11 protein-coding genes and 1 pseudogene are annotated in these 15580 nt (G+C 40.6%); 4 read left to right on the top strand and 8 right to left on the bottom strand.

Annotated elements, in window-relative coordinates:
* Nucleotides 1–101: 101 nt before the first annotated feature.
* The 6 genes and pseudogenes from menD to BXY_RS00705 all read right to left on the bottom strand — a co-directional run bounded on the left by menD (nucleotide 102) and on the right by BXY_RS00705 (nucleotide 6849).
* On the bottom strand, nucleotides 102–1823 hold the full coding sequence (menD, locus tag BXY_RS00730; protein WP_015530981.1) for a 2-succinyl-5-enolpyruvyl-6-hydroxy-3-cyclohexene-1-carboxylic-acid synthase: 1722 nt from the start codon (nucleotides 1821–1823) through the stop codon (nucleotides 102–104).
* Between the two features lie 56 nt (nucleotides 1824–1879).
* Nucleotides 1880–3358, bottom strand: a complete 1479-nt coding sequence (locus BXY_RS00725) for a lipopolysaccharide biosynthesis protein (RefSeq protein ID WP_015530980.1) — start codon at nucleotides 3356–3358, stop codon at nucleotides 1880–1882.
* 345 nt (nucleotides 3359–3703) lie between these two features.
* The gene (locus tag BXY_RS00720; RefSeq protein WP_015530979.1) at nucleotides 3704–3901 is read right to left on the bottom strand and encodes a hypothetical protein; all 198 of its coding nucleotides are present in this window, start codon (nucleotides 3899–3901) and stop codon (nucleotides 3704–3706) included.
* Nucleotides 3902–4165: 264 nt separating this feature from the next.
* Nucleotides 4166–4249: pseudogene (locus tag BXY_RS00715) on the bottom strand (sugar phosphate nucleotidyltransferase); the annotation flags it as partial.
* Nucleotides 4250–4481: 232 nt separating this feature from the next.
* Nucleotides 4482–5072: a UpxY family transcription antiterminator gene (locus BXY_RS00710; protein ID WP_015530978.1), complete on the bottom strand. Its 591-nt coding sequence runs from the start codon at nucleotides 5070–5072 to the stop codon at nucleotides 4482–4484.
* 268 nt (nucleotides 5073–5340) lie between these two features.
* On the bottom strand, nucleotides 5341–6849 hold the full coding sequence (locus BXY_RS00705; RefSeq protein WP_015530977.1) for a DUF3078 domain-containing protein: 1509 nt from the start codon (nucleotides 6847–6849) through the stop codon (nucleotides 5341–5343).
* Nucleotides 6850–7038: 189 nt separating this feature from the next.
* On the opposite strand from BXY_RS00705, the gene BXY_RS00700 reads away from it, so the two are divergent.
* The 4 genes from BXY_RS00700 (at nucleotide 7039) to BXY_RS00685 (ending at nucleotide 14142) form a co-directional block, all read left to right on the top strand.
* Complete coding sequence (locus BXY_RS00700; protein WP_004317909.1) at nucleotides 7039–8664, top strand: CTP synthase; 1626 nt, start codon at nucleotides 7039–7041, stop codon at nucleotides 8662–8664.
* 57 nt (nucleotides 8665–8721) lie between these two features.
* Nucleotides 8722–10575: a membrane protein insertase YidC gene (gene yidC, locus BXY_RS00695; RefSeq protein WP_008022783.1), complete on the top strand. Its 1854-nt coding sequence runs from the start codon at nucleotides 8722–8724 to the stop codon at nucleotides 10573–10575.
* 84 nt (nucleotides 10576–10659) lie between these two features.
* On the top strand, nucleotides 10660–11991 hold the full coding sequence (bexA, locus tag BXY_RS00690; protein WP_015530976.1) for a multidrug efflux MATE transporter BexA: 1332 nt from the start codon (nucleotides 10660–10662) through the stop codon (nucleotides 11989–11991).
* A gap of 48 nt (nucleotides 11992–12039) precedes the next feature.
* Nucleotides 12040–14142 carry a S9 family peptidase gene (locus tag BXY_RS00685; protein WP_208946699.1) on the top strand — a complete coding sequence of 701 codons (2103 nt, stop codon included), beginning with the start codon at nucleotides 12040–12042 and terminating at the stop codon, nucleotides 14140–14142.
* A gap of 175 nt (nucleotides 14143–14317) precedes the next feature.
* Here BXY_RS00685 and BXY_RS00680 read toward each other — a convergent pair whose 3' ends face one another.
* Together BXY_RS00680 and BXY_RS00675 are read right to left on the bottom strand one after the other, a co-directional pair.
* A complete protein-coding gene (locus BXY_RS00680; RefSeq protein ID WP_015530974.1) occupies nucleotides 14318–14824 on the bottom strand; it encodes a flavin reductase family protein in 507 nt (168 codons plus the stop codon).
* 18 nt (nucleotides 14825–14842) lie between these two features.
* Nucleotides 14843–15580: MBL fold metallo-hydrolase (locus tag BXY_RS00675; RefSeq protein ID WP_208946698.1), on the bottom strand; the 738-nt coding region annotated here is incomplete at its 5' end.

The following is a 15580-nucleotide window of genomic DNA, read 5'->3' as shown; positions in this document are numbered from 1 at the left end:
TACACTTATTGCTATCACCTCCTTCACGCGTCGAAATTATTACACATATAAAAAATACACCAAATATCAGTAAATACTCACAATCAGCAAAGTGCATATCATTATTTCTTTAAGAAACGTTTCATCCTACCTATAACCTTTTCAGAAAGACTCCTTCTTTCGAATGCAAGATTGTCCATATATGAAGCTGTATCATCAAAGAAATTTGTAAATGCTTCTACAAATATGGGCTTGTCAGATTCTTTTTGGGCAAGCAAACTGGCTGCTTTTTCCAAATCTTTCATATCATTAACGGCAAAATACTCAAAGCCCGTTGTAGTAGCCCATCCCTCTGCTGTCACTATTTTACAATCTTTACCTAAATTACTCATTGGGTATTTTTCCATCATCTCACGCATAAAAGGTTTAAATAACATGGCCCCTCCATGGTTATTAATCATTAGAATCCTCATATTTGGAGAAAGACTGCTTATCCACAATGCATTCATATCGTAAAAAAAAGACAAGTCTCCAATAACAAGATAAGTAAGACGTTCATTAGTTGCACCAAAACCCACTGCTGTAGACAAAGAACCATCAATACCATTAACTCCACGATTACAATATTGACGAACTGTGGCTGGAATATCTAACAATTGAGACATACGAATACTCCAACTATTACCAATCTGCAAATCGGCATCTACTGGCATCTTTTTAAGAACAGAACTTATTATGTGCAATTCATTATATTTATCAGAACTAGGTTGTGGCACCTCCTTATCCAATTGACTCCAAAATTCATAATAACCAGTATTATTAACAAAAGAAGCGTTTTCTGATATTTTATCAAAGAATAAAGTCTCACTCATTTCAAACATATGTGTGAGTTTCTTAAATCCATCAACAACCTTATCTTCCTTTCCAACTTGCCAATGCTCTGCCTTACGACTTTTCATCATTCCTTTCAATTCAGCATTGAAAATATAGTTTCCACCCACAGTAATAAGCACTTCTGGCAACAACATTTCTTCTTCTTGAAACAGGAACTTGGCATGAAGAAGCCGAGGTGTATTATTAAATGTATGTGGATAATGGCAATTAGAAATATAATCCGTCAAAATGACCGCATCAAATTTTTCAACAAATCGTTTGACAGCACCTTCTAATTTAGTTGATAAAGTGACTGATTGCCCCCATAAGACTCCAATGCGTTTATCTTTCAATTGCCCTGCCAAATATCTCCATTGAACATTTTCTGTTTCAGCATCATACAAATTTATCTTTCGAACTAGAGGGATTGACTCCAATTTAAATATTTCACTAAACGGATCTCCTATTGGAAAATCAATATGTACAGGTCCATTGCCATGGTGCGTTAATTCAATCATAGCTTCATTGATAGTTCGATTTGTAAACCACTCATCTACTTCTGAATCAATGCGGGGAAGGCGCACCCGATATTTTGTAAACCCTTCAAACGATTTAATTTGATCATACTGTTGATCCTCATTTTGGTTAAGATATTCTATCATTCTATCCCCTGAAATTACAAGAAGAGGAAGGTGTTGATAAAATGCTTCACACACAGCACTCGCTAAGTTTATACATGCAGTTCCCGATGTACAGCATATTGCCACAGGTTTCCCCGTTTTCTGTATCATTCCTAATGCATAGAAACCCGCACTACGTTCATCGATCACTCTAAAGGTATTAAAATAATCATCTTGTTCAATTGAATGAATCAGTGGCAAATGACGACCACCTGGGCTAAACACTATATTTTTAATATCATATTGTTTCAACAGAGAATGCAACTGAATGATTGTCTTACTAGAATCCATATTTTTTACTAATTTTCAATTTTATTAAACTTATCATTTTTCGTTGAGTTACCTTACTAATGCCTAAGGTCCAAATGAAATAAAAAAAGACAAGACATAGTAATGAAAAGAATGACAGAATATCCTATATAATCATTTAAAAAGAGTTGATCGCGATATATAGAAAGAAATACCGGAATAGGGATTGCACAAAGAGTAACTTTAAGACACGACCAATAACATTTAGAAATTTCCGACCATTTAAATTCAGCATCATAAATTAAAACAATTGGTTTTACTACGAATGAAAGAATCATGTCATCAATCAAAATAATAATAGCAATTGATACTGGCGATAAACCAAGCTTAAAGCACACATAGCCTATAGGAACAACCAACACAGATACAATAGCAGAAAAGATAGAATTGAATTTCAATTTTCCAACTGCACACAATGCCGTATAAAAGGAATTATTCATTGAATTGATAATGCTCGTTGCTATAGCAAACTGAAGAAATATGACCGAATACTCTGGAACTTGCCCTAACCAAAATTTGATAAGAGGTTCGGCCACAAGCATAATAGGCACTCCCAACATCAGCATCAAATAGAAACTATACATGGATATTGAAATAGTCAATGATTTACTTCCATCCTTATCGCCAGCCGCATATCTTTTAATAATCTGCGGATTAGAGGCTGCTCTAAAATTATCTGCAAACTGATTGGCAGCCATATTAATTTTATTTGCCAAAGCGCGAGCTGTCACTACCTGTGGAGTAAAAAACATAGATATCAGCACTACAACACCTTGGTTTTTTAATGTCATAGTAATGTTTGTAAACAAGTTCCAAAGTGAATAAAAAAGAATATTTTTGATCATTCCCCAATCTATTATCATACATTTCTTTGTTTCTTCAAAATTTCTTGTACAATACCATCTATATATCAATGCGATGAATGTTTGTACGATTAACAGCAACAAGGCATAATATTTCAGTTTGTCAAATCCTCCATAAGGCAACATATAAACTATTGCTAATTTCAGTACAACTTCAATAATACTCACATAGGCAAAGATGCTCATGCGTTCATGACTCATGACTGAAGCTGTGTATGGTATTTGAGTAAACGTTATAAAAGATGTAATAACTGATACCTGAAATACAAAAACGGCAGCTTCCATTCTATTATCATAAATAGCTAATTTATTATGTAGAAACCACAATCCAACCGTTTCAAGCAGAACAACAACTACCAACGCAAATACAGTATGTATTATAAAGATTGAAGAAAAAGTTTTGATCATTTTCCTTCTATCACCCTTTCCTAATTCAAAAGCTAAAAAACGAGTTGATCCAGAAGCTAATGCCCCACTGATAAACGATAATAGTCCAACGACACCACCTACGACTTCATATATGCCATAATCGTCTATACCTAACTGCTGCAATACTACACGTGATGTATATAATGACACTAACATCATAAACATCATGCGAAAATATAACAATAGAGTATTCTTAGCTATTCTCCTATTATTACCGTGCTCCATCAAAACTATAGTTTTTCATTTATATTACAGCTGTTTTATCAACCATCCCAATATGTTCATTTAATTCAGCCACATTCCATACGTAAAGTCCACTATCATATCATATCTATAGCCTATTAGAATTTTCGACATTTTTTCTATATTTCCCTCGATATAATAAACACTTGCTATTGACTTATGATAAGTATGAAGCTCGTAATAGATCATTTAACCATCTTTTGATCTTTGGACATAAGAAATAAATATCTACCTAAAAAAGGATCATGGGAATAACGAGAACGAACGATTTCTGAAACTCGTGGAGCTTTGCAATACATATCGTGAAAACTAGAAAGATAATAGAAGTTATTCAAACCCGAAATTGTCAACATAGGTCTCCAGCTTCTCTTCCAATTCTTTTAAGCCCCAATAGTCCAAGTTACTTTTACAAATAGCAAACCCACCACGAGTATGGATAGTGATAAGAATATTACCGGAGTTAGAACGAGAAGAAGTACCCTTTAATACCGATTCACCGAAAACCACAACCTGTGATTCTTCCATAAGACATCAGAGCAAGGAATACTATCGACCTAAACGGGAATGATTTTTTCACGCGTCTTCACAAACCAATTATTAAAATCACGACAAAAATTTCCTTGAGCCCCACAATACGAATTGATTGAGATTCCTTTGAGTTCACCCACAGTCTTGTAGAGGAACCATGACTTTTCAAAAACACTGCTACTGTGCATATTTTTATAAGTGTGCAGCAAAGGTAAAGCCTAAACAAAAACAAGTCAATACGTCATTTTTGGACGCTTACAAAACAGGAAGCAACTGCTTACTCACTCCTTTGGTGATAGGATACAAACGAGTGCCTGAACCACCAGCTAAAACTATTCCTTTCATTCTGTTTATCGTATTTTTTAATTGTAAAAGCCCAATGTATTCACTGCTTATTTTATTTTTAAGCAGATATAATTAAATATTTCGTGGATTTTTTTAATTGGGAAAGGTTATCGGACAACAAGCCCCTAATATTTGTCACCGACATTAAATAGATAATCTGCTATATTAAGCAGATCTTTTGTAATGTTCTTGCAGTAAAATCCCCCATGTCCCCTATAAAAAGATTGATTATTTAATCATTCAAATCCCCATTTTCTGATGCTGGCTCTACACATCCAGCCGGTATATCTACACATGCACACCCCAACATTGTCAATCGAACAACAACTTTCGATTTCCCATTCACATTTACTAATTCCCCTTCCAGTCCTGCCAATGGTCCCTTGATTACCCGTATTTTTTCTCCTGGAGCTAATGGCGATGTACTCATGCTGATCGTCTCATCCGAGTAGTCGAGCATAAACTTAAATCGCAACATTTGTTGGTCAGGAATAACAGCCGGAGTACTCTCCCCACGTAATACCATGTAACGGCTGATAGCAGATAAGGTTAAGACTTCTTTTTGTTCTCGCGGATCAACATGAACGAAGATCATCATCGGAAGTAGTACCCGGTCGACAACTTTACGACGGTCGCTCCATTGATGGACTTCTTGTTGAATTGGAAGGAAATTTTCGATCCCCATTTTCGTAAGCCGCTCACTTGTTTTTTTCTCGTGACAAATACGTACGATTGCCACTAACCATCGTTTTGAGCGTGCTACGCCTCTGCCAATCACATCTGTTGGCAGAAGATTTCGATCGTCATTTTTCTTAATGATCATGTATTTTTACCCCTCATTTTTCCATTACTCCTTAGGTAATGGACTGAATTCGGTGACAAAGATAAATAAAATAATAAATAGTAAACAAGAAAAAACGCTTTCTTTTTTTACACACAAATAGAAATATATAGTTAAGACTATCCTAGACATAAAAAAATACTCTACCTCTATCACATTGGTTCTATTTTACCACCCATATTTTAGACAACATCCCTATACAAATCAGGCGCGGAATTTCCGCGCCTGATTTGTATTTCTTTTGATTTACTTACCACTTATAATTGATACCAAAGCTAAGCAATTCTTTCAACTGGAAGAAGCTGTCTCCTTCAGTCGGTTTCGAGCTATCGTCAAAACGGGTATGTATATAGAGCTTAGTAGAAAGATAACGGTTCAAAACGAAGTTGAATGTATTCTCCCACTCTACACGTGCCCAATGGTAGTTGGTCAGATAATTGAGGCGAGACTCTAAAGTGACTGCAGAGATAATGGTCCAGTTCAATGTCGATTGCAACTGGGAACCGAAGTCGTTTTTAGAGCATTTTCCTTTGTCTAAACCAAACTTAGTTTCGTCTACTTCAGAATTGCCAATATAACGCAAGTTGTAAGTCAACGGCGCCATAAATACGGAAAGATTAAATTTCTTCTTACTCAATTTATAATCCATACCGACACTGACCGCCAAATCTGCCGGAGACAAGAAAGACGAAACTAATTCTTCACTGTTAGCTTTATATCCATTGAAGAACTGTGTCTTAAACTCGGAAGAAATGGTATAGTACCAATTCTTGAAAGCCCTCAAACCTAATTTATTATATAAGCGGAATTGGTCGGTGTTAAAAAGATATTTATGATATTCATCTGACGGAGTGGAGGTCATACCCACTTTAGCTTCCAGTTGATTCTCAAACAGGACTTTTTCATTATCATTATAGTTGGCAAAAATTTGAAAAGTCGCTAATCCGGAGAAGTTACTTTCACCTCCCTTATACCAGTTATCCGAAAGGTGGTTCTGACTGATCTGCAACGATCCGTTACCTCCGGTCACCCACCAGTTAGGCCTGCTAATCTTCATATTGGCCTTTCCTACATTATCATCCATGTTTTCCGGTTGAAACAGATGAATAACATTTGCTTTGGGAGATATTTTCGGCTTCACATCATGACGGAACACGTCACGACTCATGATACGATCCTCCGTAGTGACAACTAATTCCGGACGCGCCAAATAAAGATCCATCAACGCGCTGTTGACTATCTTCTCGGCACGTTGAGTTTTGGTAAATGCCAGGGTATCGTATGGCAAAAGCTCTTGCGTCAGTTGAGGAGTGGTATCCAATTGCATGGGTTTCCATTCCAGCTTCGAGTATTGAGCCATCGGAGCATAATAATATGCCAAAGGTGTAAACAGACGAAAATAATCGGGATCGGACGGAATATAACGTGGCGGCACAGACAAATCATTCAAATAATCCAATTGCGCAACATACCTATTATATAAATAAGAAACAGTATCCAATTTCGGTGTCGGACCTGACAGATTAAGTTTTAACATTAAATATTTCTGAAGCTCTGCCGAAAGCGTATCAGCTTTCACAACTCTGGCCTTTGCCACAACTGCCGAAGGTTTGACCGTTTTAGCAGGTTTAATCACTTCAGGGGCAGGCTGTAGAGAGTCAGTCGGAAGTGAAGCAGCCTCGACTGGTTCCTGCGCAAAAAGCGATAACGATAAGATTGACAGGATAAACGCTGAACATAAAGTAGTAATTCTCATCATATTTGTCTATGGTTTAGGCTGCAAAGCTACATTATTTTGTTCAGAAATCATAGGATTCTTTCAAAATTGCATTTTTTAATAAAATTGTAGAGACGAAAGGCTGCAATCTTCCTCCTTTTTTTATAATTTTGCGCTTTTTAAGTTCGTAAGATTACTACTAAGTAAACAATTATTAAAACAGTTATAGCTGTGGGAGAAACAAAGTATATTTTCGTCACCGGTGGTGTTGCCTCTTCATTAGGAAAAGGGATCATCTCATCATCCATCGGTAAGTTGCTGCAAGCAAGAGGTTATAATGTAACCATTCAGAAGTTTGACCCGTATATCAACATCGACCCGGGAACATTGAATCCATACGAGCACGGAGAGTGCTATGTAACCGTAGACGGACACGAAGCCGACCTCGACTTGGGACACTATGAGCGATTCCTGGGTATACAAACGACAAAGGCGAACAACATTACTACGGGACGTATCTACAAGAGCGTCATTGACAAGGAACGTCGTGGAGATTATCTGGGTAAAACGATCCAGGTGATTCCTCACATCACAGACGAGATCAAACGGAATGTTAAACTGCTTGGTAATAAATACAAGTTTGATTTTGTGATTACTGAAATCGGTGGTACGGTAGGTGACATCGAATCACTCCCCTACCTCGAAAGTATCCGTCAGTTGAAATGGGAACTCGGTAAGAACGCTCTTTGCGTACACTTGACCTATGTTCCTTATCTTGCTGCTGCCGGAGAATTGAAAACAAAACCGACGCAACATTCTGTAAAGGAGCTCCAAAGTGTGGGTATCCAGCCGGATGTACTGGTATTGCGTGCCGAACATCCGCTAAGTGACGGACTGCGCAAGAAAGTGGCACAATTCTGTAATGTGGATGATAAAGCCGTTGTGCAGTCTATCGATGCAGAAACAATTTACGAAGTACCTATCCTGATGCAGGCACAAGGACTGGACAGCACGATCCTCGAAAAGATGGGACTGCCGGTAGGAGAAACTCCGGGATTAGGTCCATGGCGTAAATTCCTGGAACGTCGTCACGCTGCAGAGACAAAAGAACCGATCAATATTGCACTGGTTGGAAAATACGATTTGCAGGATGCTTATAAGTCTATCCGCGAAGCTTTATCGCAGGCAGGTACTTACAATGACCGCAAAGTGGAAGTTCATTTCGTAAACAGTGAGAAACTGACAGATGAAAATGTAGGTGAAGCTTTGAAAGGCATGGCAGGTGTTATGATCGGTCCGGGATTCGGCCAACGGGGTATTGACGGCAAGTTTGTCGCTATCAAATATACACGTACGCATGACATTCCGACTTTCGGTATTTGTCTGGGTATGCAATGCATCGCCATCGAATTTGCACGCAACGTACTGGGATACGCTGATGCCAACTCACGTGAAATGGATGAAAAGACTCCGCACAACGTGATTGATATCATGGAAGAACAAAAAGCAATCACCAACATGGGTGGTACGATGCGTCTGGGTGCTTACGAATGTGTATTGCAGAAAGGTTCGAAAGCATATCAGGCTTACGGACAAGAACATATTCAGGAACGCCACCGTCATCGCTATGAGTTCAACAATGATTATAAAGACCGATATGAAGCTGCCGGCATGAAATGTGTAGGTATCAACCCGGAATCGGATTTGGTAGAAATCGTTGAAATCCCGGCTTTGAAATGGTTTGTCGGTACACAATTCCATCCGGAATATGGCAGTACGGTACTGAACCCTCATCCGTTGTTCGTGGCATTTGTGAAAGCTGCCATCGAAAACGAAAAAACAACGGCAAAAGGCTAACAATACACGGTAAACGACCGGTAGTTTGTAATTTTATAATTTGTAATTAAAATAAGAATGGATAAAAACACCATCACAGGTCTCGTTCTAATAGGCATATTATTGGTAGGATTCAGCTTTTTGAGTCGTCCAAGCGAGGAACAGATAGCTGCACAAAAAAGATACTATGACTCTATTGCCGTAGTACAGCAGCAGGAGGAAGCGCTGAAGGCGAAAACAGAAGCTGCGCTGGCTAACAGCCAAAAAGAGGTTGCATCGGCTGCCGATTCTTCTGCTTTGTTTTTCAATGCCTTGCATGGGACCGATTCTAAAATCAGCATCCAGAATAATGTAGCGGAAATTACTTTCGCAACAAAAGGCGGACGTGTCTATTCAGCCATGCTGAAGGATTATATGGCACAGGATAAAAAGACACCGATTATGTTGTTCGACGGCGACGATGCTTCGATGAACTTCAACTTCTACAACAAAGCAGGAGCCATCCAGACCAAAGATTATTTCTTTGAAGCTGTAAACAAGACGGATAGTAGTGTTACCATGCGTCTGGCTGCGGATAGCGCAAGCTATATCGATTTCATCTATACGCTGAAACCGGACAGCTACCTGATGAACTTTGAAATCAAAGCGACAGGCATGGAAAACAAGTTGGCAAGCACCAAGTATGTGGACATCGACTGGTCACAACGCGCCCGCCAACTGGAAAAAGGATTCACCTATGAGAATCGTCTGTCGGAACTGACTTATAAAGTAACAGGTGACAATGTGGACAACTTATCTGCTGCCAAAGATGACAGTCAGGATTTGCCGGGACGCATTGATTGGGTAGCTTTCAAGAATCAGTTCTTCTCGTCTGTATTTATTGCTGAACAGGATTTCGACAAGGTTTCCGTAAAGTCAAAAATGGAGCAGCAAGGAAGCGGATATATCAAAGATTATTCTGCTGAAATGAATACTTTCTTTGATCCGACAGGCAAAGAACCGACAGAGATGTATTTCTATTTCGGCCCGAACCACTTTAAGACGCTGAAAGCGTTGGATAAAGGCCGCGACGAGAAATGGGAACTTCACAGACTGGTTTATCTGGGCTGGCCGTTGATTCGCTGGATTAACCAGTTTATCACAATCAACGTATTCGACTGGTTATCCGGTTGGGGATTGAGCATGGGTATCGTACTGTTGATTCTGACCATCATGGTGAAAGTCGTGGTTTATCCGGCTACCTGGAAAACGTACATGTCTTCTGCCAAGATGCGTGTATTGAAACCGAAAATTGACGAAATCAGCAAGAAATATCCGAAGCAGGAAGATGCAATGAAGAAACAGCAGGAGGTGATGGGTCTTTACAGCCAGTACGGGGTAAGCCCGATGGGCGGCTGTCTGCCGATGTTATTGCAGTTCCCTATCCTGATGGCTTTGTTTATGTTCGTGCCGAGTGCTATCGAGCTGCGTCAACAGAGTTTCTTATGGGCGGACGACCTTTCTACTTATGACGCTATCATCACATTCCCATTCCATATTCCGTTCCTGGGCAACCACCTTAGCTTGTTCTGCTTGCTGATGACGGTGACAAACATCTTGAACACGAAGTACACGATGTCTATGCAGGATACCGGAGCGCAACCGCAAATGGCGGCAATGAAATGGATGATGTATCTGATGCCGATTATGTTCTTGTTTGTCTTGAACGACTATCCGTCAGGTTTGAACTATTACTACTTCGTGTCAACGCTGATTAGCGTGGGTACTATGATTCTGCTTCGTAAAACGACCGACGAAACTAAATTGTTGGCTATTCTTGAAGCGAAAAAGAAGGACCCGAAACAAATGAAAAAGACCGGATTTGCTGCTCGCCTGGAAGCGATGCAAAAGCAACAAGAGCTACTGCAACAGCAAAGACAGAATAAAAAATAAGGAATTATTCCTGAATCATATTCTAAGAAAGCCGGACACCCTATTTTGGTTGCCCGGCTTTCTTTCTCTAAACAATATAATAAGATGAAAACTAAATATTCGTATAAACAAATCTGGACGATCACCTTCCCTATCCTGATCAGTCTGATTATGGAGCAAATGATCGGCATGACGGACACGGCCTTCCTGGGACGTGTGGGAGAAATCGAGCTGGGTGCTTCTGCTATCGCAGGGGTATACTATCTTGCTATCTTTATGATGGCATTCGGTTTCAGCATCGGCGCACAGATCTTAATCGCCCGCCGCAACGGAGAAGGAAACTACAAGGAAATCGGACCGATTTTCTATCAGGGCATTTATTTCCTGCTTGCCATGGCAGTGATTTTATTCACATTCTCCATCGTATTTTCACCATATATCTTAAAGAATATCATTTCGTCTCCTCACATTTACGATGCAGCCGAAAGTTATATTCACTGGCGTGTGTACGGGTTCTTCTTTTCTTTTGTCATGGTCATGTTCCGCGCCTTCTTTGTAGGTACGACACAAACCAAAACACTGACGCTGAACTCTATCGTAATGGTGCTTTCGAATGTGGTATTCAACTATATCCTGATCTTCGGTAAATTCGGTTTCCCGCAACTGGGAATTGCCGGCGCTGCCATCGGTTCGTCACTGGCCGAAATGGTATCGGTGATTTTCTTCATCATCTATACATGGAAACGAATTGACTGCAAGAAATATGCGTTGAACATATTGCCCAAATTCCATGGAAAAACACTGAAACGCATACTGAATGTTTCTGTGTGGACAATGATTCAGAATTTCGTTTCTTTGTCTACCTGGTTCATGTTCTTCCTGTTTGTGGAACATTTGGGAGAGCGGTCATTGGCGATTGCCAACATCATCCGCAACGTGTCGGGGATACCGTTTATGATTGCAATGGCATTTGCTTCCACCTGCGGTTCGCTGGTAAGTAACCTAATCGGTGCAGGCGAACAGGATTGTGTACGGGGAACTATCAAGCAACATATCCGTATCGGATATATCTTTGTATTGCCGATCCTGGTGTTTTTCTGCTTATTCCCGGATCTGATTCTGCGCATTTATACAGACATCCCGGATTTAAGAGCGGCATCCGTACCTTCACTGTGGGTACTATGCTCTGCCTATCTGGTACTGGTGCCTGCCAATGTGTATTTCCAATCGGTATCAGGAACAGGAAATACGCGGACTGCATTGGCTATGGAACTTTGTGTACTGGCTATCTATGTCACATACTCTGCATATTTCATCATGTATCTGCGAATGGATGTCGCATTTGCCTGGACGACAGAATGTGTGTACGGTACTTTTATACTGTTGTTCTGCTACTGGTATATGAAGAAAGGAAACTGGCAGAAAAAGAAGATTTAAATCCTTTTTTCACTATCTTCGCAAGAAAATAAACATTTTATAAAATATATGAGACAAGCTAATTTATTTATGATGTCGGCAGCAATGTTGTTAGCTGCCTGCGGAGGAACGAAAGACGCAGGCAAAACAGATCAGGTGCTTATCGAGAAATCGGATATTAAGATCGAAGGGAAGCGCATGACTCCCGAAGCACTTTGGGCTATGGGACGTATCGGCGGATTCGCCGTATCGCCCGACGGAAAGAAAATTGCGTATACGGTAGCGTATTACAGTGTACCGGAAAACAAGAGTAACCGCGAAGTTTTCGTGATGAACGCAGACGGAAGCGAAAACCAGCAAATCACTCATACCCCGTATCAGGAAAATGAAGTGACATGGATTAAAGGAGGCACCAAACTTGCATTCTTAAGTAATGACAACGGAAGCAGCCAGCTCTATGAAATGAACCCGGACGGTAGCGGACGCAAGCAATTGACCAACTACGACGGAGACATCGAAGGTTATTCCATTTCACCGGATGGCAAAAAGCTACTGTTTATTTCACAAGTAAAGACGAAAGAAAGCACTGCTGATAAATATCCGGACCTGCCGAAAGCCACAGGTATCATCGTGACCGACCTGATGTACAAACATTGGGATGAATGGGTGACGACAGCTCCACATCCTTTTGTTGCCGACTTCGACGGTAACGGTATTTCCAATATCGTGGATATCCTGAACGGAGAACCGTATGAAAGTCCAATGAAACCTTGGGGTGGCATTGAGCAACTTGCCTGGAATACAACTTCGGACAAAGTGGCTTACACTTGCCGTAAAAAGACAGGACTGGAATATGCGATTTCTACCAACTCCGATATTTACGTTTATGACCTGAACACCCAAAAAACGGAAAATATCACGGAAGAGAACAAAGGATATGATACCAATCCGCAATACTCTCCAGACGGCAAATATATCGCCTGGCAGAGTATGGAACGTGACGGTTACGAAGCGGATTTGAACCGTCTGTTCATCATGAACCTGGAAACTGGCGAGAAGCGTTTTGTGAGTAAGGCATTCGAATCGAATGTAGATGCCTTTGTTTGGGGAGCAGATGCAAAGATGATTTATTTCACCGGTGTATGGCACGGAGAATCGCAGATTTATGCGCTGGATTTGGCCAATGATTCGGTAAAGGCAATCACTTCAGGAATGTACGATTATGAAAGTGTAGCTCTTTTCGGGGATAAACTGATCGCCAAACGTCATTCTATGAGCATGGGTGATGAGATTTATACAGTGGCACTGGATGGCTCTACTACTCAACTGACGCAGGAAAACAAGCAGATCTACGACCAGTTGGAAATGGGTAAAGTGGAAGGTCGCTGGATGAAAACAACAGATGGCAAACAGATGTTGACATGGGTAATCTATCCTCCGCAGTTTGATCCGAACAAGAAATATCCGACTTTGCTGTTCTGTGAAGGAGGTCCGCAAAGTCCGGTAAGCCAGTTCTGGTCTTATCGCTGGAACTTCCAGATTATGGCAGCCAATGATTATATCATTGTTGCTCCGAATCGTCGCGGCTTGCCGGGATTTGGCGTGGAATGGAACGAACAGATCAGTGGTGACTACGGTGGCCAGTGTATGAAAGATTATTTCACTGCTATCGATGAAATGGCAAAAGAGCCGTATGTAGACAAAGATCGCTTGGGATGTGTAGGTGCCAGCTTCGGAGGATTCTCCGTATACTGGTTGGCGGGACATCATGACAAACGATTCAAAGCATTCATTGCCCACGATGGTATCTTCAATATGGAAATGCAATATCTGGAAACTGAAGAAAAATGGTTTGCCAACTGGGATATGGGAGGCGCATACTGGGAAAAACAAAACCCGGTGGCACAACGTACGTTTGCCAACTCTCCTCACCTATTCGTGGAGAAATGGGATACGCCTATCCTCTGTATTCATGGAGAAAAAGACTATCGTATTTTGGCTAATCAGGCAATGGCTGCTTTCGATGCTGCCGTGATGCGTGGTGTTCCTGCAGAGTTGCTGATTTATCCGGATGAAAACCACTGGGTATTAAAACCGCAGAATGGGGTTCTATGGCAACGCACATTCTTCGAATGGCTGGACAAATGGGTGAAGAAAGCTCCATCTAAGTAAAATTTTAAAGCACGGATTATACGAATCTCACAGTTATTTGATTCACTAAAACTGCATATTTCATATAATCTGTGCTTAACGACTTTCCAATAAAGTAAAATAAAAGAAGGCTCTGTTCTCAATCTACTTGAGTTCAGAGCCTTCTCCATTGCATCCATCATAAATCGGCTAAATCTTACTCCGAATAAATATTTTCAATTTCTACAATATACATCTTGTGGAAACCGCCATGAGCACCACCGTACCACTTTTCCAATGATTCCTTATCCAGAAAGCATTCCGGTTTGATACCGTCAGCATAAAGCTTCTTACACTCCAGGCTCAATCGTGCCTGCTCGAACAACACATTGCCATTTTCTGTAAACACTGGCTTCAATCCGGTCTCTTTTACTTTATCTACATTACGTCCCGACTTAGAACCACAAATAGCGTGAATCTTCTTATTTTCTTCCCCTAAGAAAGAAAGAGTCAGGTGATCGTTCTTCTCTACAAATTCATACGTATACCGTTCGGGACGGATAAAAACGAAAGCAACCGGTTTATTCCACAACCAGCCGATGCCACCCCAACTTGCTGTCATCGTGTTAAACTTCTCTTTTGTTCCCGCCGTTACCAGCATCCACTCTTTTCCGATCGCTTCGAAAAAGTTTTCTTTCAGGTCTTTTACTTCTAATTTCTTCATCTCTTTATTCGTTTCTAATTATTTCTGTTTTTTCAATTTTACAATCTCTCCCAAATAGGGAATCTCCACAGGAATCTTCCGTTTCTTTGCCTCTGCTGCAAAAACTTTCGGAGGATCGTGCAAAGGCTCGTCAGACAAGTCGAATGTGCCATAATGCATGGGAATGGTAAGACCTGCATACATTTCTTCGGCAGCAGTCAAGGATTCGTATGGCGATATATGGTTGGGACGCATAAACCAGCGAGGTTTGTATGCACCGATACCTAACAAAGCATAATCCGGTGCTCCGAACAGATCGGGAATCTCACGAAAATGGCTGGAATAACCCGTATCACCACTATAATAAAGAGAAATCCCATTTCCTTGCAGCATAAAAGCTCCCCACAGTCGCTGCCCACCATCACGTACGGAACGTTTGCTCCAGTGTTGTGCCGGCAGAAACGTGATCTTCAATCCTTCATCTTCCATTTGTTGATACCATCCGGCTTCAATCACTTTCATTTCAGGAAACCATCCCTGAATCAGTTCACCAGTTCCCAAGCCGCAGAAAAGTTTCATTTGCGGGTTGTTCTTCAGTAAGCGTGCTATACTCTGTTTATCCAAATGGTCAAAATGATCATGACTGACAAGTAGATAATCAATCTCCGTAAATATATCAGGATTAGCAGGAAATTCGCTCTGTCTTTTCACAAAAGGAATACTGCCGAACACCGGATCGAACATGATTCGCTTACCTGCTAATTGAAGAAAGAAAGA

Origin of the sequence: Bacteroides xylanisolvens XB1A (assembly GCF_000210075.1) — a bacterium.
GTDB classification, from domain to species: Bacteria; Bacteroidota; Bacteroidia; order Bacteroidales; family Bacteroidaceae; genus Bacteroides; species Bacteroides xylanisolvens.
This window is presented reverse-complemented; position numbering and strand designations above follow the sequence as displayed.

Coding starts and splice junctions, on each gene's coding strand:
- menD (WP_015530981.1), bottom strand. CDS start 1,823: ATGGATTCTAGTAAGACAATCATTCAGTTGCATTCTCTGTTGAAACAA.
- BXY_RS00725 (WP_015530980.1), bottom strand. CDS start 3,358: ATGGAGCACGGTAATAATAGGAGAATAGCTAAGAATACTCTATTGTTA.
- BXY_RS00720 (WP_015530979.1), bottom strand. CDS start 3,901: ATGGAAGAATCACAGGTTGTGGTTTTCGGTGAATCGGTATTAAAGGGT.
- BXY_RS00710 (WP_015530978.1), bottom strand. CDS start 5,072: ATGATCATTAAGAAAAATGACGATCGAAATCTTCTGCCAACAGATGTG.
- BXY_RS00705 (WP_015530977.1), bottom strand. CDS start 6,849: ATGATGAGAATTACTACTTTATGTTCAGCGTTTATCCTGTCAATCTTA.
- yidC (WP_008022783.1), top strand. CDS start 8,722: ATGGATAAAAACACCATCACAGGTCTCGTTCTAATAGGCATATTATTG.
- bexA (WP_015530976.1), top strand. CDS start 10,660: ATGAAAACTAAATATTCGTATAAACAAATCTGGACGATCACCTTCCCT.
- BXY_RS00685 (WP_208946699.1), top strand. CDS start 12,040: ATGAGACAAGCTAATTTATTTATGATGTCGGCAGCAATGTTGTTAGCT.
- BXY_RS00680 (WP_015530974.1), bottom strand. CDS start 14,824: ATGAAGAAATTAGAAGTAAAAGACCTGAAAGAAAACTTTTTCGAAGCG.